Below are 18,310 nucleotides of genomic sequence, written 5' to 3'. Positions count from 1 at the left end.
AAACCCGCCCGACCCCCCTCATGGAGGACCAGCCGTGACCCTCGTCGCCGGCGTCGACTCGTCGACCCAGTCGTGCAAGGTGGTGATCCGCGACGCGGACACCGGCAAGCTGGTCCGTGAGGGCCGGGCGGCGCATCCGGACGGCACCGAGGTGCACCCGGACGCCTGGTGGGCGGCGCTGCAGCAGGCCGTCGACTCCGCCGGCGGGCTGGACGACGTCTCCGCCGCCGCCGTCGCCGGCCAACAGCACGGCATGGTCTGCCTGGACGAGACCGGCCAGGTGGTCCGGCCGGCCCTGCTGTGGAACGACACCCGCTCGGCCGGTGCCGCCGCCGAACTGATCGACGAGTTCGGCGGCGGCACCGCCGGCCGGCAGGCCTGGGCCGACGCGGTCGGCCTGGTGCCGGTGGCCAGCTTCACCATCACCAAACTGCGCTGGCTGGCCCGCACCGAGCCGGCATCGGCCGACCGTACGGCTGCGGTCTGCCTGCCGCACGACTGGCTGACCTGGCGGCTGGCCGGCACCGGCGACCTGGCCGCGCTGCGCACCGACCGCAGCGACGCCAGCGGCACCGGCTACTGGTCGGCCGCGACCGGCCAGTACCGCCCCGACCTGCTCGAACACGCCTTCGGCCGGACGCCGCTGGTGCCGACGGTGCTCGGCCCCACCGACCCGGCCGGCGCGCTGCGCTCCGGCGCGCCGCTCGGCCCCGGCGCCGGCGACAACGCCGCCGCCGCCCTCGGCGTCGGCGCCCGCCCCGGCGACGTCATCGTCTCGATCGGCACCTCCGGCACCGTGTTCAGCGTCGCCGACACCCCGGCCGCCGACCCGAGTGGGGCGGTCGCCGGCTTCGCCGACACCACCGGCCGCTTCCTGCCGCTGGTCGCCACCCTCAATGCCGCCCGGGTGCTCGACGCCGCCGCGAAGCTGCTCGGTGTCGACCACGAGCGGCTCGCCGAGTTGGCGCTCAGCGCGCCGGCCGGCGCCGACGGGCTGGTGCTGGTGCCGTACCTCGAAGGGGAACGCACCCCGGACCGGCCGACGGCCAGCGGCTCGCTGCACGGGCTCACCCTGGCCACCAGCACCCCCGCGCATTTGGCGCGGGCCGCCGTCGAGGGCATGCTCTGCGCGCTCGCCGATGGCCTGGACGCCCTCATCGCCCAGGGCGCGGCCGTCAACCGGGTCATTCTGGTCGGCGGCGGGGCGCGCTCTGCGGCGGTACGCCGAATCGCGCCCGAGGTGTTCGGCTGCCCGGTGCTGGTGCCGCCACCGGGGGAGTACGTCGCCGACGGTGCCGCCCGGCAGGCCGCCTGGCTGGCGCTGGGCACCCCGGACGCGCCGGACTGGACCCCGGCCGACACCGAGGAGTACGCCGCCGACGCGGTGCCTGCCATCCGCGCCCGGTACGCCGACGCCCGCGACCACGTCCTGAACCGGGTCACCGCCGGCTGATTTCGCGGCGAAACCCTCCCTCGGGCATCGGTGGTGTGGACCCCCGGGGCGCAGCTTCCCGGATCTCCCGTCCGATGTCCCCGGTCGGGGGTTGCCGGCCCCCCTTCAGGGTCTCAACGACCGGTGGGAAGTGCTGCGCCCCGGGGTGTTCAGCGTGGACGCTGTCCGTCGATTTCCATCCTGGACTGCCACCCCGGTCGACGGAAGACAGATGACCACTCGGGGTGATCCGGTAGTGACATGGAAGAGCCGCGGGTGGGGTCGGGAGTGCCGGTGGCCGGCGCGTGGCGCCCGGTGTTGCTTTGAGGGGCGCGAAGGTCTATGAGCGGCAGCAGGTTTCTGGTAAAGGAACTCCGGCGGTTACGTGAAGCAGCGGCGCTCAGCCAGGCGGCGTGGGGCTGTGCTGCCGACGTCGGCAGCATGCCGGTGACCCGTCGGTCGGCCCGCTCGGGGAGATTTCGGCGGGCCGACCGACGGGCGTTCAGCAGGGACCGGGCGGAAGCCTCCGGTCCGTCTTGATCACAACGCCCGGCCGGCCGAGCACGTCCTTGAACGCCTGGACCTCGACCGCCTTGCCGTCGCGGTCAGGTTCCTCGTCGTTGATCTCCCGGCCGTAGAGCAGCACCCACGAGCGCCACTCGGGGGAGGGCCAGACCTCCTGGACTCGGAGCCGGACCGGGCGCTTGCCATCCAAGTGGTCGCACTGCCGCAGCGCCACCAGATCACCGGGGCACACCAGAGCTTCATCGTCAGGCATCGTCCGACGCTCCGTACGACTCGGCGGACTCGTCCCGGTCGTCGTGCGGGTATCCGGCGGGCATCAGCCCGGAGAGATGCAGTACGGCGCGGATCCGCCGGGCGCTACTGGGGTCCCACCGGTCCAGGATGGCGATTGCCCGCAGGAACGGCCGGCAGGGACCGGGCACGCCGCCGCACCGGTGGCACTCGCCGGTGGTCCGGTTCGGGATGTGGGTACGGGCGGTCGAGTTCGCGTCGTGGACCGCCCGGGACAGCTCGGGCGACCGGGTGAGTCGGTCCGGCGGGTCGGGAATGGATGCTGCCGAACCGTCCGCAGATCTGAACGAGATGTACCGGGCGAGGCGGGGAGTTCCGCCGATGCCGTCGTTCCTGCGCACTGTTCCCCCTTCGGGTGGAGACGATCGAGGTATCCGTCAATTTCCACCCTGGACTGCCAGCCCCACTCGGCGGAAGATGAATGGCGACCGAGGGTGACTAGGTGGCCATGGCGCTCCGACGGGTGGCTCCAGCAAGTGTCCGGCACCGGAGAGTGGTACGCCGTGTTGAATTGGGGGATGTGAACGTCTATGTCTGCGAGCGAGTATCTGATAGAGGACCTCCGGCGGGTGCGGGAGTTGCTGGGTCTCACTCAGGAGGCCTGGGGCGAGCGCATTCACTTCTCCGCGTCGCACGTCGGGGCGGTGGAGCGCGGCGAGCGGCCGGCGCTGCCGGACTACCTCGGGGCGGTGGACCGGGCGCACGGCACCGCGTTCATGAAGTTCTATCGCGAGTTCATCCGTGGCGAGTGGACCCCGGTGTGGTACCGCCCGTTCGTCGAGTACGAAGGGAAGGCGAGGCTACTCCGGATCTTCCAGCCGATGATGATGCCCGGCCTGCTCCAGACGGAGTCGTACGCGCGTGCTCTGTTGCAGGCGCTCAACACCAAGCCGGAGGAGCTTGAACCGGCCCTGGCTGCCCGACTGGACCGGCAGGAGATCGTCACCCGGGCCACCAACGCCTGCCGGCTGGTAGTGGTGCTCGACGAAATGGTGTTGCGCAGATCCGTGGGCGGGTCGGAGGTGATGCGCGACCAGTTGAAGGCGATCGCCGACGCCAACCAGCGGCAGAACGTGCAGGTGCACATCGTGCCGTTCACCACCGGAGGCTATCCCGGGGTGCTCGGGCCGATGGTGCTCGCGACCGTGGACGGCCGGACGGTCGGCTTCCTCGAAGGCCACCTGGAAGGACGGTTGATCGAGGCCACGGATGCCACCGAGGCGTTGGAAGAGGACTGGGAGACGATCCGGGGGTACGCTTTGCCCGCACGACTGTCCCACGAGATGATCATGGAGGCGATCGAGACATGGAGCTGACCGAGGCGCGTTGGCGCAAGAGCACCAGGTCCGACAGCGGCAACTGTGTCGAGGTGGCCGACAACCTGCCGGGCCGCGTCTACGTCCGGGACACCAAGAACCGTGACGGCGCAACGTTGGCCTTCGCCCCGTCGTCGTGGTCGAGCTTCGTCGAGCTGGCCAAGACGTACGCCTGAGCCCGCACCGGAACCGCTTTCCGTAGCCGGAGTACACAGAGCCCCGGGACCCCGCCCCAGTCGCCACGGTCCCGGGGCTCCTCCGCGTTCGTCGAGGTGACGCTGACGCACGCTAAATCGGCGAAATAACGTGCGTCAGCGTCACCTCGACGACGTCAATCTCAGCCGGTCGGGTCGCGCAGGATCGCCGCGAACGTGTCGCGGATCAGCTGGTCCGTCGGGGCGTCCAGGCCGAGTTTCGTCAGGCCACCGGTGAGACGCAGGGTCGTCAGGCCATGAACGGTGCACCAGATGGTGCGGGCCAGAGCGGTGGCGGACTGACCGGCGGGCAGGAAACCCGCCTCCTGCGCCTCGGCCACCGCCCCCACCAGAGGGGCGAAGGTGTCGGGCCGCACCTCGGCCCACGACCAGTACCGGAACATCATGCCGAAGATCGCGCTGTTCTCCTCGGCGAAGCTCAGGTACGCGGCGACCAGGCGGATGATCCGGTCGGCGGGGTCACTCGCCTGCGCCGCGGCGGCGCGCTGAGCGGCACCGAACGCGTCGTACCCCTCGTCGCGCAGCGCGGACAGCAGCGCCTCGCGGTCGGCGAAGTGCCGGTACGGTGCCGCGGAGCTGACGCCGACCCGCCGGGCCAACTCGTTGAGGCTGAAGCCCTCCGCTCCGCGCTCGGCCAGCAACTCCCGGGCACCGGCGAGCAGCGCATCGCGTAGCGCTCCGTGGTGGTATGTCCGGCGAGTGACCCCAGCTGCCATGTTGACGACATTAACATCAGGCCGTATGTTGACGTCACTTACATTGTGAATGGCACTTACATACTCGCCAGGGGGCGGTCATGAGCGACACGGCAGTGGTGGCGTCACCACCGGTGCGGACGAACAGGGGTAGACCGGTGCGGCGGTCCCGTACCGGCTGGACGGCGGTGCTGTTGACCTCGCTCGCGATCGGCGGGTTCTCGTTGTACACCTACGCCAGCGCTGACCTGCGTGCCCTCGCCGATGACGGTGCCGGGCTGGCCGGCACCTACGTGGACGCGCCGTTGCCGGTCCGGTGGGCCTTCTACGTTCACGTCGCTCTCGGGTCGCTCGCGCTGCTGCTCGGGCCGTGGCAGTTCTCCCAGCGGCTGCGCCGCCGCTGGCCGGTGGCCCACCGCTCGGTCGGCGTGGCGTACCTGCTCACCGTCGGCGTCGCGGCGGTGAGCGCGCTGGTGATGCTGCCGTTCAACCACGCTCGGATGGTCGGCTTCTTCGGGTTCGGAGCACTGGCGCTGCTCTGGGCGTTCACGGCGTGGCGCGGGTTCGACACCGCGCGGCGGCGGGACGTGCGCCAGCACCAAGCTTGGATGATCCGCAACTACGCGTTGACGTTCGCCGCTGTCACCCTGCGCTCCTGGGTTGGCGTCCTCATCGTCGTCCAGTTGCCGTTCGCCGAACCGGACGCGGACCCGGACCTGCTGTTCGAGACCGCCTACGCTGCCGTGCCGTTCCTGTCCTGGTTGCCCAACGTGATTGTCGCCGAGTGGCTGATCCGCCGACGCGGGCTGCCCTCATTCCGCCTCGTCGACCGATCCCCGGACCAGGGCGCATCCCGCGCATCATGAGGTGCAGTTTGAGGCGACCTGCGGCGAGCTGGTAATGCGCTAGCCACCCTTCGTCGCCACACTGTATATCCCGAGCCGTGTCCGATGATTCCGCTGAGGCGATCAAGCGGCGGGCGGCGGCTGTCGGCAAGTCGCCGTCGGCCTACGCCGCACGCCAACGATCAAGACCACCGAGCGTCCGACGAATGCCGATATCGTCCGGAGGCTGAAGATCAGTAACCGATCTGCTGGTCCATCGGCGTCTGAGATCGTCGAGGTGATGCGGAACAGCCGACGATGATCGGTATCAACGTCCAGGCTCGGTGGATCAGGGCTGATCCTGGTGCGCCGCATTGGTGACTGTGACCAACGGGACCGAGCCGTCAGCACCTTGTACGGGCTCGCTTGGCTGGTCGTGGACTTCCTGCCTGCCGCGCTTCGATCGGTACGCCCTGAACAACGCGATACCTGCCGCCGCCGCGCCGAAGGCCAGAGTCAGCACGGCTGAAGCGACGATGGTGGGTCGGGCACCGACTGCGGTGATCAGCGGCCCTCCGGCCACGGTGCCGAGCGGCACGGACAAGGTCACGATGGCGGCGTACGCGGCGAGCACGGGTGCTCTCATGGTGCCGTCGGTCGACTGTTGCAGCAGGGCCATCGTGGTGGCGGGAAACGGCGCCCAGATCAGTCCGCCAACCGCGAACGCGGCAAGGGCGAGGCCGGTGGGTGCGCCGAGGCCGAGTGGCAGCAGCGCCGCCCCCCAGCCGAGCACGATGGCGATCGTGGTCGGCCACAGTGGCCAGCGGCGGAGGTAGCCGGCGGCGAAGCCGCCGACGATCGCTCCGACCGCGAACACCGTCCAGAACGCGGCGAGGGCTCCGGCCGAGCCGCCGAGTGTCTGTACGGCGTGGATCGGGAGCGCCACCTGCACCGGCCCGTAGAGGAAGAAGAAGCCGAAGGTCAGGACGGACAGGCCCAACAGGGTGCGGTCGCGCCAGATCGCGGTGAAGCCGGCCAGGCTGGACGCCTGCCGCTGTTCGATCGGGGCCCGGGCCGTCCTCGGCACGGCGAGCAGGTAGGTGATCGCGAGGACAGCGAAGGTCGCAGCGGTGACGGCGATGACGAGGACGGGACCGCCGACACCGATGAGGATCGCCGCCAATGCCGGACCGACCAGCATCGACGCCTCGGCGAACAGGCCGATGAGCGCATTGCCCGCCAGCCGGTGTTCCTGCGGCAGCAGTTCGGCGATGAGGGTGAACCGGCCCGCCGACCCCCAGGACCGCAACAGCGAGGAAAGCCCCAACAGCACGGTGTACAGCGCGATGTCGAGTGCTCCAGCGAGGTACACCACCGGGATCATCGCCAGTACCACCGCCCGCAGGACAGCGTCCCAGGCTGCCAGTTGGGCACCACTGCGACCGTTCAGCAGCCGGCCGAACAACACGCTGCCGAGCGCACCCGGCAGCGTGTATGCGGCGACCGCCACTGCCACCCAGACCCCGGCGCTGCGCTCAGGCGCCAACTGGATCGCGAGCCAACTGACCGCGAGCAGGCTCATGCCCTCGCCCACATACGACAAACCGAACCCTGAAAGCAGCCGCCGCAGAACCCGGTGCCTGACCACCGGCCAGTAGGGCGACGACCGAACGAGTGACGGCAGGGCTCCCTGGACTCCCATCCCGAAAGCCTTCCAATACCGTCGGTCACCTCGCTAGCAAGTTCACGCCCAGCGGAAACCGGACCCGAGCCGCGTCGCCGGACGTACCAGGTCGACGCCCGTCACACCGGGCGTGCCTCGCGGATCACGCCGTGCGGTGCTGCCCTTCGAGCGGCTCGTCGTGGCGGCGGAGTTCGTGGAAGGTGCCCTCCCAGAGTCGCCGCAGTCGGGTCGGCAGCCAGAGGGCGGGCCAGAGTCGCCGGATCAGGTCGGCGTTGAGCCAGGTGTTCAGGTCGTCGACCGAGCCGGCCTCGGTGAGCACCACCTTGTACATGCTGACCAGGCGCGCGGGCCGGTCCAGGTCATACTCGGCGTGACCGGACCAGTCCAGATGGTGGGGGAGGGTGACCACGCCCTCGGTCGGGCCGGTCAACCCGGTGAGGGTGTCCGGCACGACGTACGGTTTGCGGTCTCCGTACGGGCGGTAGCCCGCTGGCATGCTGGGCATTCTCCTCGGCTGACGGTGGCCCGCGCACCGATCGACGGTGCGCTGATCCATACTCGTCGGCATGACGCTGACCGGTGGGCGGGCGCACCGCATCTACAGCGTCGTCGTGTTCATCGTGCTCGCCTCGCTGGACAACGTGGCGATCGGTCTGGTCCCGCCGCTGTACGGCAGCATCGCCGACACGTACGCCGTACCGGAGGGGGCGATCGGCGCGGTCACCGCCGCGACCTTCCTGGTCGCCGCGATCGCCGCGGTCGGCTGGGCGTACGTCGGCGACCACGGCAACCGTAAACCGCTGCTGATGGCCGGTACGGTGATCTGGGGCCTCGGCGCGGCCGGTACCGCCCTCGCGGGCAGCTACCCGGTGTTCTTCGCCGCGCAGCTGGTCGCCGCCGTCGGCCTCGGCGCGGTCGCCTCGGTCGGCTTCTCCGTGGTCAGCGACCTGATCACCCCCGGCCGGCGGGGCCTGGTGATGAGCTTCTGGGGGCTGTCGCAGGGCGTCGGCACGCTGGCCGGGACCCTGCTCGGCGGGCTGCTCGGGCATGCCGACTGGCGGCGGCCGTTCCTGGTGCTGGCCGCCGCCGGGCTGGCCGCGACGGTCGCGTACCTGTTCACCTACGACGTGCGGCGCGGGCAGAGCCAGCCGGAGTTGGCCGACCGGTTCGCCGCCGGCGGCGAGTACGAGCACCGGATCAGCCGGGCCGACCTGCCGACGATCGCCCGGCGGCGGACCAACGTCTGGCTGGTGGCGCAGGGGCTCACCGCGCAGGTGGCGTTCGGCTCGCTGGTGTGGCTGCCGGCGCTGTTCCGGGCCCGCGCCGAGGAACAGGGCTACACCGCCGGTACGGCGATCATCGTCGGCAGCGTCTTCGCCACCCTGTTCCAGCTCGGCGGGGCGCTGTCGATCGTCGGCGGGCTGGTCGGCGACCGGCTGCAACGGCGTACCCCTCGGGGCCGGGCCCTGGTCGCGGCGGTCGGCATCCTCGCGGCGGTGCCGTTCTACCTGGTGTTGTTCTTCGTGCCGATGCGCATCGACGTGCCGGACGGCGCGGGTGCCGGCGCGGTCACCGCCGCCGTGCTGGGCGGCGTGTTCACCGAGCCGACGATCGGGCTGAGCTTCCTCACCGCGCTGCTCGCCCTGGCGTTGACGTCGGCGAACTCGCCGAACTGGTTCGCGTTGATCGCCGACGTGAACCCGCCGGAGCACCGGGGCACCGTCTACAGCCTCGGCAACCTGGTCAACGGGGTCGGGCGGGCGACCGGCAACGCGCTGCTGCCGGTCGCCCTGCGGGCCGTCGGCGGTGTCGTCCCACCGCCGTTGAACTACGCCGTCGGCCTCGCCGTGTTCCAGCTGTTCTTCATCCCGACCGGGATCATGTACTGGCTGGCGTCCCGGTCGGCGCCGGGCGACATCGCCGACGTGCACACCCTGCTCAGCGAACGCGCTGCCGGGCCCAGACGGTGACGTCGGTCGGCACCCGCCCGCTGCCGGTCAGCGGACCGCTGGCGATCAGCGGTTCGGTGCCCGGCGGCAGCGACACCGGCTCGGCGCCGAAGTTCGTCACCACGGTCACCTCGTCGACGCAGCAGGCGAGCACATCCTCCGGCGACTCCAGCCAGCGCAGCCGGCCGGCACCGAGTCCCAGTTCGCGGCGCAGCCGCAGCGCCGTCCGGTACAGCTCGTAGGTCGACCCCGGCACGTCGCGCTGCCGGTCGAGGGCGTACTCGGCCCACACCGGTGGCTGCGGCAGCCAGCTGGCGTCGGTCGGCCCGAACCCGTACGACGGGCTGTCCGCCTCCCACGGGATCGGCACCCGGCAGCCGTCCCGGCCTCGTTCGGTGTGGTCGGTGCGCCGCCAGGTCGGGTCCTGCCGGACCTCGTCCGGCAGCGTGGTGTGCTCCGGCAGACCCAGCTCCTCACCCTGGTAGAGGTAGGCCGAGCCGGGCAGCGCCAGCATCAGCAGGGTGGCGGCGCGGGCCCGGCGCAGCCCGAGCGCGGTGTCCGGTTGCGGGTCGTTCGCGCCGATGCCGCGCGGCCGGGCGGCGCCGATCGGCAGCGCCAGCCGGGTCGCGTGGCGCAGCACGTCATGGTTGGACAACACCCAGGTGGTGGGCGCGCCGACGGCCTCGGTGGCGGCCAACGAGCGTTCGATCACCGTACGCTGCGCGTCGGAGGTCCACGCCGCTTCCAGGTACTCGAAGTTGAACGCCTGGTGCATCTCGTCCGGTCGGACGTACGCGGCGAGCCGCTCCGCGGGCTGCACCCACGCCTCGGCGACCAGGATCTGCTGGCCGGGGTGCTCGTCCAGCACCGACCGCCACTGCCGGTAGATCTGGTGTACGCCGTCCTGGTCCCACATCGGCGGCCGGGGCTGGTCGACGTGGTCGCCGGAGGTGGTCTCCTCCGGGTAGTGCCAGTCGGCCAGGTCGGCCTGTTTGACCAGGCCGTGCGCCACGTCGACCCGGAAGCCGTTGACGCCCCGGTCCAGCCAGAACCGCAGGATGGCCACGAACTCGTCGCGGACCTGCGTGGAGTCCCAGTTGAGGTCGGGCTGGCCGGCGTCGAACAGGTGCAGGTACCACTGGCCCGGCGTACCGTCCGGGTTGTCGGTCCTGGTCCAGGCCGGGCCGCCGAAGACGGACCGCCAGCTGTTCGGCGGCTGGTCCCCATCTGGGCCGCGGCCGTCGCGGAAGATGTACCGGTCCCGGGCCGAGCTGCCCGGCTCGGCGCCGAGCGCCTCGACAAACCAGGGGTGCGCCGACGACGTGTGGTTCGGTACCAGGTCGACGATCACCCGCAGCCCTCGGTCGTGTGCCTCGGTGATCAGCCGGTCGGCGTCGGCCAGCCGGCCGAAGATCGGGTCGACGTCGCGGTAGTCGGCGACGTCGTAGCCGGCGTCGGCCTGCGGCGACGGGTAGAACGGCGACAGCCAGATCGCGTCGACGCCGAGGGCGACGAGGTCGTCCAGCCGGGCGACGACGCCGGGCAGGTCACCGATGCCGTCGCCGTCGGAGTCGGCGAACGACCGGGGGTAGATCTGGTAGATGACCGCCTCCCGCCACCATTCGGTGCCGGCACCGTCACGGGTACGGGTCCCGGCACCGTCACGGGTACGGGTCGATGGCGTGTTCACCAGTGTGCTCCTCAGCTCAGTTCGGTTGGCGGGCTTCCCCGCTGCCAGCAACGCCCTGGCAGCGGGGTCACCGGTGCCTCGTACGTGGGTCTACCAGGTCCGCCGATGCGGTCACCCGGTTTCCCGGGGTGGCGGTCACCCGGTTTCCCGGGGTGGCGCGGTCGACTCGCGGACCACCAGCCGGGTGGGCAGGGTCACCGTGTCGGTCGGCGCGGCGGCGGTGCCGGCCAGCGGGCTGGGCGGCGTATCGGCGGCCAGCGGGCCGAGCAGCGTACCGGCGGCCAGCCGGCCCTGCTCGGCGGCGGGTTGGGCGACGGTGGTCAGCCCGACTACCCGGGCCACGTCGTGGTCGTCGATGCCGATCACGCTGACGTCGGCCGGCACCCGCAGCCCGGCCTGCCGCAGTACGGCGATGGCGCCGAGCGCCATCTCGTCGCAGGCGGCGAAGATCGCGGTCGGCACCGGGCCGCGGCGCAGCAGTTCGGTGGTGGCCGAGCCGCCGCCGGCGATGGTGAAGTCGCTCTCCACGTCCAGCGCCGGGTCCGGGGTGAGGCCGGCCGTGGCCAGCGCCTCCTGGTAGCCGCGGCGGCGGTCCAGGTGGGCGGTGAAGGCCAGTTCTTCGCCGGAGTTGCCGGAGATGTGGGCGATCCGTCGGTGCCCGAGCCCGATCAGGTGACCGGTGGCGGTCCGGGCCGCGGCCACGTCGTCGATCCGGATGCTGGGCCAGCCGGGTACGCCGGTGCCGGAGCTGACCGTGACCCCCGGCATGCCCAACGCCGAGATGGCGGCGAAGTCGGACCGGTGCAGCGGGGTGGCGACCAGCATCAGCGCGTCCACCCGGTGGCGCAGGCTGGCGGTGTGCAGCATCCGCTGTCGGGCGTTCTCCCGCCCGCCGAGGTTGTACAGCAGCAGGTCGTAGCCGGCTTCCTGCAGCGTGTCCTCGGCGGCTTCGACGACGGTGCTGAAGAACCAGCGGGTGATCCGGGGCACCACGACCGCGACGGCCCGGGTCTTGCCGCCGGCCAGCCGCGACGCGCTGGGCGAGGCGATGTATCCGAGTTGTGCGGCGGCGTCGAGGACCCGCAGCCGGGTCGCCTCGGTGACCGTCGGCAGGCCCCGCAGGGCCCGCGAGACGGTCGCCGTGGAGACCCCGGCCAGCCGGGCGACGTCGTCGATTCTGGTCATGGATCATCACCTCGCCCGCGTGGTCGCGGCCGGCGTCGCCTTCGCGGTCAGCCCTTGACGCTGCCGGCCAGCAGCCCTCGGACGAAGTACCGCTGCAGGGAGAGGAAGACGATCAACGGCACGATGATCGAGACGAAGGCACCGGACGTCAGGCGTTGCCACTGGTCACCTCGGGTGCCGGCGAGTTCGGCCAGCCGTACCGTCAGTGGTGCCACCCGACTCTCGCCGCCCGCGAAGATCAACGCGACGAGCAGGTCGTTCCAGACCCAGAGGAACTGGAAGATCCCGAACGCGGCCAGCGCCGGTGCGATCAGCGGCAGCACGATGGTCCGGAAGATCTTCGGGTGGCTGGCCCCGTCGACCCGGGCCGCCTCCATCAGGTCCTTGGGCAGCTGCGACACGAAGTTGTGCAGCAGGAACACCCCCAGCGGCAGCGCGAAGCAGGTGTGCGCGAACCAGACCTGGACGTAGCGTTCGTAGCTGTCCAGCCCCCATGGTGGGGTGATGGTGACGCCGCCGATGGTGGTGCCCTGCGAGAAGAACCGCAGCAACGGCACCAGCGCCATCTGCAGCGGCACGATCTGCAGCGCGAAGATGCAGATGTAGATCAGGTCCCGGCCGCGGAAGTTGATCCAGGCGAGCGCGTACGCGGCCAGTGCCGCGAAGGCCAGCGGGAACAGCACCGACGGGATGGTGATCACCAGTGAGTTGACGAAGTAGCTGGACAACTGCCCGGACGACGAGGACCGGCCGAACAGCACGTCCTGGTAGTTCTGCAGGGTGACCTGCGGGTTGGTGAAGAAGGTCCACCAACCGGTGGTCCGGATCTCCTCGGCCGGTCGGAACGAGGAGACGAACAGACCGAACGTCGGAATGGTCCAGATCACCGCGATGACGATCGCGACGATCGTCGCCGTCGGAGTGTTGAGCCGTTTGCGGACCCGGCCGACCCGGGTACGGGGCCGTTCCTCCCCGCTGCTGGCCGGAGCGGCCACGGGGGGCGTGGTGGTGGTCACGGGTGTCACACCTCCCGCTGCTTGCGCAGGTTACGGATCTGGTAGATGACGATCGGGATGACCAGCACGAACAGGAACACCGCCAGGGCCGAGCCGTAGCCGTTCTGGCCGTAGCGGAACGCCTGGTTGTACATCTCGTTGGCGATCACACCGGTGTCGTAGTTGCCGTTGGTCATCGTCCGGACGATGTCGAAGACCTTCAGGGTGGCGATCGAGATGGTCACCACCACGACGATCAGCGCCGGGCGGATGCTCGGCATGGTGACCCGCCAGAACATCTGCCAGGCGTTCACCCCGTCGAGGCGGGCGGCTTCGATGATGTCGGCCGGGATCGCCTTGATCGCGGCGGAGAGCACCACCATCGCGAACCCGGCCTGGATCCAGATCATCACCACGATCAGCAGCAGCGTGTTCAGCGGGGCGTTGAGCTGCAGCCAGCGCTGCGGTTCCCAACCGAACAGGGTGACCAGGTAGTTGAGCAGGCCGTACTGCTCCTGTTCGCCGCCCCGGTACGCGTAGACGAACCGCCAGATGATGCTGGCGCCGACGAAGGAGATCGCCATCGGCATGAAGACCAGCGACTTGGCCAGCGCCTCGAACCGGGCCTTGTCCACCATGATCGCGTAGAGCAGGCCGATCGCGGTCGCCACCGTCGGCACCAGGATCACCCAGATCAGGGTGTTTGTCAGCACCTGGATGATCTCGTCCTGGGAGAACATCCACCGGTAGTTCTCCAGGCCAACCCAGTTCTCGGAGCGTCCGTCCATGAACGACAGGACGGTGGTGCGCAGCGCCGGAATGACCAGCCCGATGCCGAGCAGCAGCAGGGCCGGCAGCAGAAAGAACAGGCCGAACAGGCCTTCGCCGCCGCGCCGAGGGCGGCCGACCGGCACCGCTGCACCACCGCCGGCGCTGGCCGCGATCAGTCGCTGCTCCCGTCGGCGGGCAAACCAGCTCGGCACCGCGTCGAGCAACAGCAGCATGCCGCCGACGATCACCACGAACGCGATCAGGCCGTACAGCAGCATCAACAGCTTCGGGTACTGCTCAGCGAAGTCGAAGTACATCCGCCCTCCCAACGGATCGTCGACCGGAGCCAGCTATGGTGCGGCCGGCCCACCCCCGGTGTGATCGTGGGTGGGCCGGCCGCGTGGTGTCAGCTGGTCGGCCAGGAGCCTTCGATGTAGTCGAGGGTCTCTTCGGTGCTCTGGCCGCTGAGCCAGTCCACCATGCCGCGCCAGAAGGTGCCCGCGCCGACCGCGGCCGGCATCAGGTCCGACCCGTCGAAGCGGAACGTGGTGTTCTCGTCCTGCAGGATCTCCACGGAGAGCCGGTCGATCGGGTTCTCCACGTTGGCGATGTCCAGCCCGGTGTTGGCCGACACCCAGTTGCCGAGCGAGGCCCGGCTGTTGGCGTACTCCGGCGAGGCCAGGTAGGTCTGCACCGCCTGGACCTCGGGCCGGTCGGCGAAGGCCACGGTGAACTCGCCACCGCCGAGGACCGGCTGGCCGGCGCTCGGGTCGTTGGTCGGGAAGTAGAACGCGAAGACGTCGCCGTCCTCGGCCACCTCGGTGCCCTCTGGCCACTGGTTGGCGTAGAAGCTGGCCTGCCGGTGCAGCGCGCAGTCACCGTCGAGGATCGGCACGCCCGCTTCCTGGAACGCGGTCGCGGTGATGCTCGAGACGCCACCGAAGCCGCCGTTGACGTACTCCTCGTTCTTGAGGATCGAGCCGGCCTGGTCGACGGCCTCGGCGACCCGCGGGTCGTTGAACGGGATGTCGTGGGTGGTCCACTGGTCGTAGACCTCCGGCGTCTGGGTCCGGAGCATGATGTCCTCGATCCAGTCGGTGGCCGGCCAGCCGGTGGCGTCACCGGACTCGACCCCGACGCACCACGGCTTGGTGCCGGTGGCGGCGACCTCGTCGCTGAGTGCGATCAGCTCGTCCCAGGTCTCCGGCACGGTCCAGCCGTTGTCGGCGAACATGCTCGGCGAGTACCAGACGAAGGACTTGACGTTGGAGCCGAGCGGGGCGCCGTAGAAGGTGCCGTCGACCGTCCCGTACGCCAGCCAGTCCTCGCTGTAGTTGGCCTCGGCCATCGCCTTGGTCTCGTCCGAGGCGGCCTGCAGCTGGCCGGCCTCGGCGAACCGCCCGAGCAGGCCGGGCTGCGGGATGAAGGCGATGTCCGGCGGGTTGCCGCCGTCCACCCGCACCTGCAGCTGGGCCTCGAACTCGCCGCTGCCTTCGTAGCGGATGTCGATGCCGGTGCAGTCGACGAACTCGCTCCAGGACTGCTCGAGCAGGTCCGCCTCGGCGTCACGGATCGAGGCGTAGATCGTCACCTCGGTGCCGTCGTTGCCCTGGTAGTCACTGTATGGGGCGCATTCCTCGGAATCCGGGTCCGCGCTGGTGCCGCTGTCGGAAACACACGCCGTCGAGGCGAGGGCCAGCCCGAGCACGCTGGCGAGCGCGAAGGCCTGGCGTGGTCTGGTGAAGACCGCCATGGAGCGTTCTCCCTTCCTAGCCGGCGGGCCCCGCGTCCCTGCGGTCTGGCTGCGCCGGTCGGTTGCTTGTCTGGGCGTCTTCACATGTAAGCGCTTGCAATGGAAGCTCGTCCAGTCCTGGCCAGCTACGAGCCAGTAACGATTCGGAAACCTTGACCCGCTACTCAGCTGTTGAGCTGCCAGATGGACAGGTTCAGCGCGGCGGCAAAGGTGACCCAGCCCCAGTACGGGGCCATCAGCAGGGCAGCCGGTCGCCACACCCGCCAGAACAGCACCACGGTGGCGCCGACGAGCAGCCAGAGGAGCACGATCTCAGCGAACGCCAGACCGTACCGGCCGGCGGCGAAGAACAGCGGTGTCCAGGCGGCGTTGAGCACCAGTTGGGCGAGCCAACTGGCGATCGCCAGGCCGACACCGGTCCGCCGCCAGACGGCGAACCCGGCGACGGCGATCAGCACGTACAGGATGGTCCAAACCGGGCTGAACAGCCAGGACGGCGGTGCCCAGGACGGCTGGACCAGTTCGGCGTACCGGGAACCGGCCTCGCGGGCGGCGAACGCCCCGACCGCCGCAGCGGCCGCCACCAGGCCGAGGAACACCGGGAAACCCCACCACGAGCGCATGGCGACTCCAGGAAACAGCAGGCCAGGCCGGGGCCGCCGGCGCCGGTCCGCGGTGGGGAGGACCGGGCCGGGTTCGGCGGCCCCGGCAGGCTCGGGGTCGATGTGGTCAGATCGAAGCGGTACGGGGGGTACGCCCGGCACCGTCAAGCGAACAGGCTCACGCCACCGGGACCGACGAGCAGCCCGACGACGATCAGCACGATGCCCCAGAGCAGTTGCCGGCGGAACAGCGCGAGAACGCCGGCGACGACCAGGACGACTGCGAGAATCCAGAGAAGTAGCTCCATGGTCGCTGGGTACCCTTGCGCCCGGCGACGGAAACCTTCACCGGTCTGGTCAAGCCACCGACCCGGCGAGCGAATAGACGCTGTACGCCTGTTTGATCACCGGATGGGCGACGTTGCGGACCCGTACCCCACCGGGCGTGGTGCCCCGTTCACTGCCGAAGTGGGCGTGACCGTGCACCGCGAGGTCGGTTGGTGCCGCGTCGATCGCCTCGGCCAGCAGGTAGGAGCCGAGGAACGGGTAGATTTCGGGCGGCTCGCCGGTGAGCGTCTCCGGCACCGGCGAATAGTGGGTCAGCGCCACCCGTATCTCGCAGTCCAGACCGATCAGCGCCGCTCGTAGCCGATCGGCGGCGTCCGCCGTGGTGGCGACGAACGCTTTCATCTCCGGCTCGCCGAATCGGCTGGCGCACCGCCCGGCGAATCCGCCGCCGAACCCCTTGACCCCGGCCACCCCGAGCCGCCCGCCGGGGCAGTCCAGCACCACGCCGTCGCCGTCAAGCACTGTGACCCCCGCGTCCCGGAGGATCCCGACCAGCTGCGGCACCTGGTCACAGTGGTGGTCGTGGTTGCCGAGCACCGCCACCACCGGGACCGGCAGACCACCGAACTCTTCGGCCACGCACCGCGCCTCCGACTCCGTGCCGTGCCGGGTCAGGTCGCCGGCCAGCAGCAGGACGTCGGCACGGTCGTCGAGCTGCGCCAACGCCGGCCGGAACCGGCCCAGCACGTCGCTGTCCATGTGCACGTCTCCGACGGCTGCGACGCGGATCACGACAACTCCTCCGCCTCGGTCGGCGCGCTGGTCCGGCTGACGACGATGTCGACGATCAGGCGTACGCCGGGGAAGCGCTCGGCCACCAGCCGGACGATCTCCGCCCGCCGGAAGGCGCTCTCCACCTCGCCGCACAACACCAGGCCGTGGTCCCGGCGGGAGACGTCCACGCCCTGCTCGGCGACGTCAGCGTGCTCGCTGAGTAGCCGCTGCACCGCCGCCTCGGTGTAGCCGTCGAGCCGGTCCGGCCCGGTCTGGCGCGTCGACTGCCCCGATGTCCGGGTCATTGCCCCACCTCCTGGCTGTCGTCCGGTGCCCATCGGCGGCATACCCGTTCCCGGCCGGTTCGTGCGTGCGACACGGCGCGTGACAGGGGGCGAGCGGGGCGACGACGTGCGCGTGCTCGCTACCGTTGGGAAGGTGCTCGTCACAGTGACCCATGCGCCACCATCACCGCCGTCGCCGTCGCCGTCGCCGTCGCCGTCCCGGCCCGCGCCGCGCCGGCCGTCGCCTGTACGGTCCACGTCGTCAGCCGTGCCGCCATGCCCGCCACCGGACACCGCAGGGAGCACAGTGGACGCCGATCCGGCCTGGTCGCCGCCGGCCGGGCTGCGACGGATCGCGTTGGTGGGCATCGACGGGGTCGGCAAGACCACTCAGGCGCACCTGCTGGCCGAGGCGCTGACCGCTGCCGGCCGGCCCGCCCGGTACTGGCGCAACGCCGGCGGCCGACGCTGGCTCGACCGGTTCGCGGTCCGACTCGGCCGCCCGGACGCCCGGCGGATGGTCGGCCGTGGCGGGCTGATGTTTCTCGAGGCGTTGCTGCGCTGGCTCGCGATCGCCCGGTCGGTGCTCGGCTCACGCCGGGCGATCGCGGTGATGGACCGGTACGCGGTCTGCCAGTACGCCAGCATCCGCACCCACGGCGCAGGCCGTTGGGAGCGGCTCGCCCGGCTGGCCTACCGGGTGTTTCCCCGACCGGACGTGACGTTCCTGCTCTGGCTGCCGCCCGCCGAAGCGGCCCGGCGGATCGACGCCCGGGGCACCGACCACGAGTCGCTGGAGTTCCTGGCGACCAGCGCGGCCGCATACGGGTCGCTGCCGGAGGCCGCCGGGTTCGTGGTGATCGACGCCCGGGGCACGGCCGCCCAGGTCGCCGCGGTGATCCGGCAGCGGCTGACCGACTGGCGGCCGGACGACGGCCGTCCGGCCGGCGCCTCGTGGCGGCCGGATCCGGACGATTCGCGTGCGTCGTGACCCGGTGGCCGGTGTCTGTCGGGAGGTGCTGAACCGTGCACCCCGC

Annotated in this window: 20 protein-coding genes; 6 read left to right on the top strand and 14 right to left on the bottom strand. The window is 70.7% G+C overall.

Annotated elements, in window-relative coordinates:
- Positions 1–34 precede the first annotated feature (34 nt).
- Complete coding sequence (gene xylB, locus ACFHWT_RS19020; protein WP_416595998.1) at positions 35–1,453, top strand: xylulokinase; 1,419 nt, start codon at positions 35–37, stop codon at positions 1,451–1,453.
- Between the two features lie 481 nt (positions 1,454–1,934).
- On the opposite strand, the gene ACFHWT_RS19015 is transcribed toward xylB, so the two are convergent.
- Positions 1,935–2,210, bottom strand: a complete 276-nt coding sequence (locus tag ACFHWT_RS19015; protein WP_416595997.1) for a hypothetical protein — start codon at positions 2,208–2,210, stop codon at positions 1,935–1,937.
- Complete coding sequence (locus ACFHWT_RS19010) at positions 2,203–2,589, bottom strand: hypothetical protein (protein ID WP_416595996.1); 387 nt, start codon at positions 2,587–2,589, stop codon at positions 2,203–2,205. Before ACFHWT_RS19010 ends, ACFHWT_RS19015 begins: the two co-directional genes overlap by 8 nt.
- Positions 2,590–2,778: 189 nt before the next feature.
- Here ACFHWT_RS19010 and ACFHWT_RS19005 point away from each other — a divergent pair, with 189 nt between their 5' ends.
- Positions 2,779–3,564, top strand: a complete 786-nt coding sequence (locus ACFHWT_RS19005; protein ID WP_416595995.1) for a helix-turn-helix domain-containing protein — start codon at positions 2,779–2,781, stop codon at positions 3,562–3,564.
- On the top strand, positions 3,555–3,740 hold the full coding sequence (locus tag ACFHWT_RS19000) for a DUF397 domain-containing protein (RefSeq protein ID WP_416595994.1): 186 nt from the start codon (positions 3,555–3,557) through the stop codon (positions 3,738–3,740). Before ACFHWT_RS19005 ends, ACFHWT_RS19000 begins: the two co-directional genes overlap by 10 nt.
- 161 nt (positions 3,741–3,901) lie before the next feature.
- Here the strand turns inward: ACFHWT_RS19000 and ACFHWT_RS18995 are convergent, their stop codons facing one another.
- The gene (locus ACFHWT_RS18995; RefSeq protein WP_416595993.1) at positions 3,902–4,495 is read right to left on the bottom strand and encodes a TetR/AcrR family transcriptional regulator; all 594 of its coding nucleotides are present in this window, start codon (positions 4,493–4,495) and stop codon (positions 3,902–3,904) included.
- An 80-nt stretch (positions 4,496–4,575) separates the two neighbouring features.
- Between ACFHWT_RS18995 and ACFHWT_RS18990 the strand changes: the two genes are divergently transcribed.
- Positions 4,576–5,340, top strand: coding sequence for a DUF2306 domain-containing protein (locus tag ACFHWT_RS18990; protein WP_416595992.1), 765 nt, complete (start codon positions 4,576–4,578; stop codon positions 5,338–5,340).
- Positions 5,341–5,647: 307 nt separating this feature from the next.
- Here the strand turns inward: ACFHWT_RS18990 and ACFHWT_RS18985 are convergent, their stop codons facing one another.
- Together ACFHWT_RS18985 and ACFHWT_RS18980 are read right to left on the bottom strand one after the other, a co-directional pair.
- Positions 5,648–6,946, bottom strand: coding sequence for an MFS transporter (locus ACFHWT_RS18985; RefSeq protein WP_416596012.1), 1,299 nt, complete (start codon positions 6,944–6,946; stop codon positions 5,648–5,650).
- A 178-nt stretch (positions 6,947–7,124) separates the two neighbouring features.
- Entirely contained in the window at positions 7,125–7,478 is a 354-nt protein-coding gene (locus ACFHWT_RS18980; RefSeq protein ID WP_416595991.1) for a hypothetical protein, read from the bottom strand.
- A 70-nt stretch (positions 7,479–7,548) separates the two neighbouring features.
- Between ACFHWT_RS18980 and ACFHWT_RS18975 the strand changes: the two genes are divergently transcribed.
- Complete coding sequence (locus tag ACFHWT_RS18975) at positions 7,549–8,952, top strand: MFS transporter (RefSeq protein ID WP_416595990.1); 1,404 nt, start codon at positions 7,549–7,551, stop codon at positions 8,950–8,952.
- Here the strand turns inward: ACFHWT_RS18975 and ACFHWT_RS18970 are convergent.
- The 9 genes from ACFHWT_RS18970 to ACFHWT_RS18930 form a co-directional block, all read right to left on the bottom strand.
- On the bottom strand, positions 8,921–10,624 hold the full coding sequence (locus ACFHWT_RS18970) for a glycoside hydrolase family 13 protein (RefSeq protein ID WP_416596011.1): 1,704 nt from the start codon (positions 10,622–10,624) through the stop codon (positions 8,921–8,923). The genes ACFHWT_RS18975 and ACFHWT_RS18970 overlap by 32 nt on opposite strands.
- A gap of 132 nt (positions 10,625–10,756) precedes the next feature.
- The gene (locus ACFHWT_RS18965; RefSeq protein WP_416595989.1) at positions 10,757–11,806 is read right to left on the bottom strand and encodes a LacI family DNA-binding transcriptional regulator; all 1,050 of its coding nucleotides are present in this window, start codon (positions 11,804–11,806) and stop codon (positions 10,757–10,759) included.
- Positions 11,807–11,853: 47 nt separating this feature from the next.
- Complete coding sequence (locus ACFHWT_RS18960; RefSeq protein ID WP_123600331.1) at positions 11,854–12,822, bottom strand: carbohydrate ABC transporter permease; 969 nt, start codon at positions 12,820–12,822, stop codon at positions 11,854–11,856.
- Between the two features lie 5 nt (positions 12,823–12,827).
- Complete coding sequence (locus tag ACFHWT_RS18955; protein ID WP_416595988.1) at positions 12,828–13,889, bottom strand: carbohydrate ABC transporter permease; 1,062 nt, start codon at positions 13,887–13,889, stop codon at positions 12,828–12,830.
- Between the two features lie 89 nt (positions 13,890–13,978).
- On the bottom strand, positions 13,979–15,325 hold the full coding sequence (locus ACFHWT_RS18950; RefSeq protein WP_416595987.1) for an ABC transporter substrate-binding protein: 1,347 nt from the start codon (positions 15,323–15,325) through the stop codon (positions 13,979–13,981).
- A 164-nt stretch (positions 15,326–15,489) separates the two neighbouring features.
- Positions 15,490–15,948 carry a TspO/MBR family protein gene (locus tag ACFHWT_RS18945; RefSeq protein WP_416595986.1) on the bottom strand — a complete coding sequence of 153 codons (459 nt, stop codon included), beginning with the start codon at positions 15,946–15,948 and terminating at the stop codon, positions 15,490–15,492.
- Between the two features lie 143 nt (positions 15,949–16,091).
- On the bottom strand, positions 16,092–16,235 hold the full coding sequence (locus ACFHWT_RS18940; RefSeq protein WP_199757467.1) for a GPGG-motif small membrane protein: 144 nt from the start codon (positions 16,233–16,235) through the stop codon (positions 16,092–16,094).
- A 49-nt stretch (positions 16,236–16,284) separates the two neighbouring features.
- Entirely contained in the window at positions 16,285–16,974 is a 690-nt protein-coding gene (locus ACFHWT_RS18935) for a metallophosphoesterase family protein (RefSeq protein WP_416596010.1), read from the bottom strand.
- A 29-nt stretch (positions 16,975–17,003) separates the two neighbouring features.
- Entirely contained in the window at positions 17,004–17,294 is a 291-nt protein-coding gene (locus ACFHWT_RS18930; RefSeq protein ID WP_416595985.1) for a hypothetical protein, read from the bottom strand.
- 286 nt (positions 17,295–17,580) lie between these two features.
- On the opposite strand from ACFHWT_RS18930, the gene ACFHWT_RS18925 reads away from it, so the two are divergent.
- Positions 17,581–18,264, top strand: a complete 684-nt coding sequence (locus tag ACFHWT_RS18925) for a dTMP kinase (protein WP_416595984.1) — start codon at positions 17,581–17,583, stop codon at positions 18,262–18,264.
- Positions 18,265–18,310 lie beyond the last annotated feature (46 nt).

The sequence above is a fragment of the Micromonospora sp. LOL_021 genome (assembly GCF_048060215.1).
Classification (GTDB): domain Bacteria; phylum Actinomycetota; class Actinomycetes; order Mycobacteriales; family Micromonosporaceae; genus Micromonospora_E.
The sequence above is the reverse complement of the archived record's forward strand: the minus strand, read 5'-3'. Positions and strand labels throughout refer to the sequence as shown.

Excerpts from the sequence above, each read along its gene's own strand:
- ACFHWT_RS18955 (WP_416595988.1), bottom strand. The coding sequence starts at position 13,889 with ATGTACTTCGACTTCGCTGAGCAGTACCCGAAGCTGTTGATGCTGCTG.
- ACFHWT_RS18935 (WP_416596010.1), bottom strand. The coding sequence starts at position 16,974 with ATGGACAGCGACGTGCTGGGCCGGTTCCGGCCGGCGTTGGCGCAGCTC.
- ACFHWT_RS18975 (WP_416595990.1), top strand. The coding sequence starts at position 7,549 with ATGACGCTGACCGGTGGGCGGGCGCACCGCATCTACAGCGTCGTCGTG.
- ACFHWT_RS19000 (WP_416595994.1), top strand. The coding sequence starts at position 3,555 with ATGGAGCTGACCGAGGCGCGTTGGCGCAAGAGCACCAGGTCCGACAGC.
- ACFHWT_RS18990 (WP_416595992.1), top strand. The coding sequence starts at position 4,576 with ATGAGCGACACGGCAGTGGTGGCGTCACCACCGGTGCGGACGAACAGG.
- ACFHWT_RS18995 (WP_416595993.1), bottom strand. The coding sequence starts at position 4,495 with ATGGCAGCTGGGGTCACTCGCCGGACATACCACCACGGAGCGCTACGC.
- ACFHWT_RS19005 (WP_416595995.1), top strand. The coding sequence starts at position 2,779 with ATGTCTGCGAGCGAGTATCTGATAGAGGACCTCCGGCGGGTGCGGGAG.
- ACFHWT_RS18950 (WP_416595987.1), bottom strand. The coding sequence starts at position 15,325 with ATGGCGGTCTTCACCAGACCACGCCAGGCCTTCGCGCTCGCCAGCGTG.
- ACFHWT_RS18980 (WP_416595991.1), bottom strand. The coding sequence starts at position 7,478 with ATGCCAGCGGGCTACCGCCCGTACGGAGACCGCAAACCGTACGTCGTG.
- ACFHWT_RS18940 (WP_199757467.1), bottom strand. The coding sequence starts at position 16,235 with ATGGAGCTACTTCTCTGGATTCTCGCAGTCGTCCTGGTCGTCGCCGGC.
- ACFHWT_RS19015 (WP_416595997.1), bottom strand. The coding sequence starts at position 2,210 with ATGCCTGACGATGAAGCTCTGGTGTGCCCCGGTGATCTGGTGGCGCTG.
- ACFHWT_RS18965 (WP_416595989.1), bottom strand. The coding sequence starts at position 11,806 with ATGACCAGAATCGACGACGTCGCCCGGCTGGCCGGGGTCTCCACGGCG.
- ACFHWT_RS18945 (WP_416595986.1), bottom strand. The coding sequence starts at position 15,948 with ATGCGCTCGTGGTGGGGTTTCCCGGTGTTCCTCGGCCTGGTGGCGGCC.
- ACFHWT_RS18930 (WP_416595985.1), bottom strand. The coding sequence starts at position 17,294 with ATGACCCGGACATCGGGGCAGTCGACGCGCCAGACCGGGCCGGACCGG.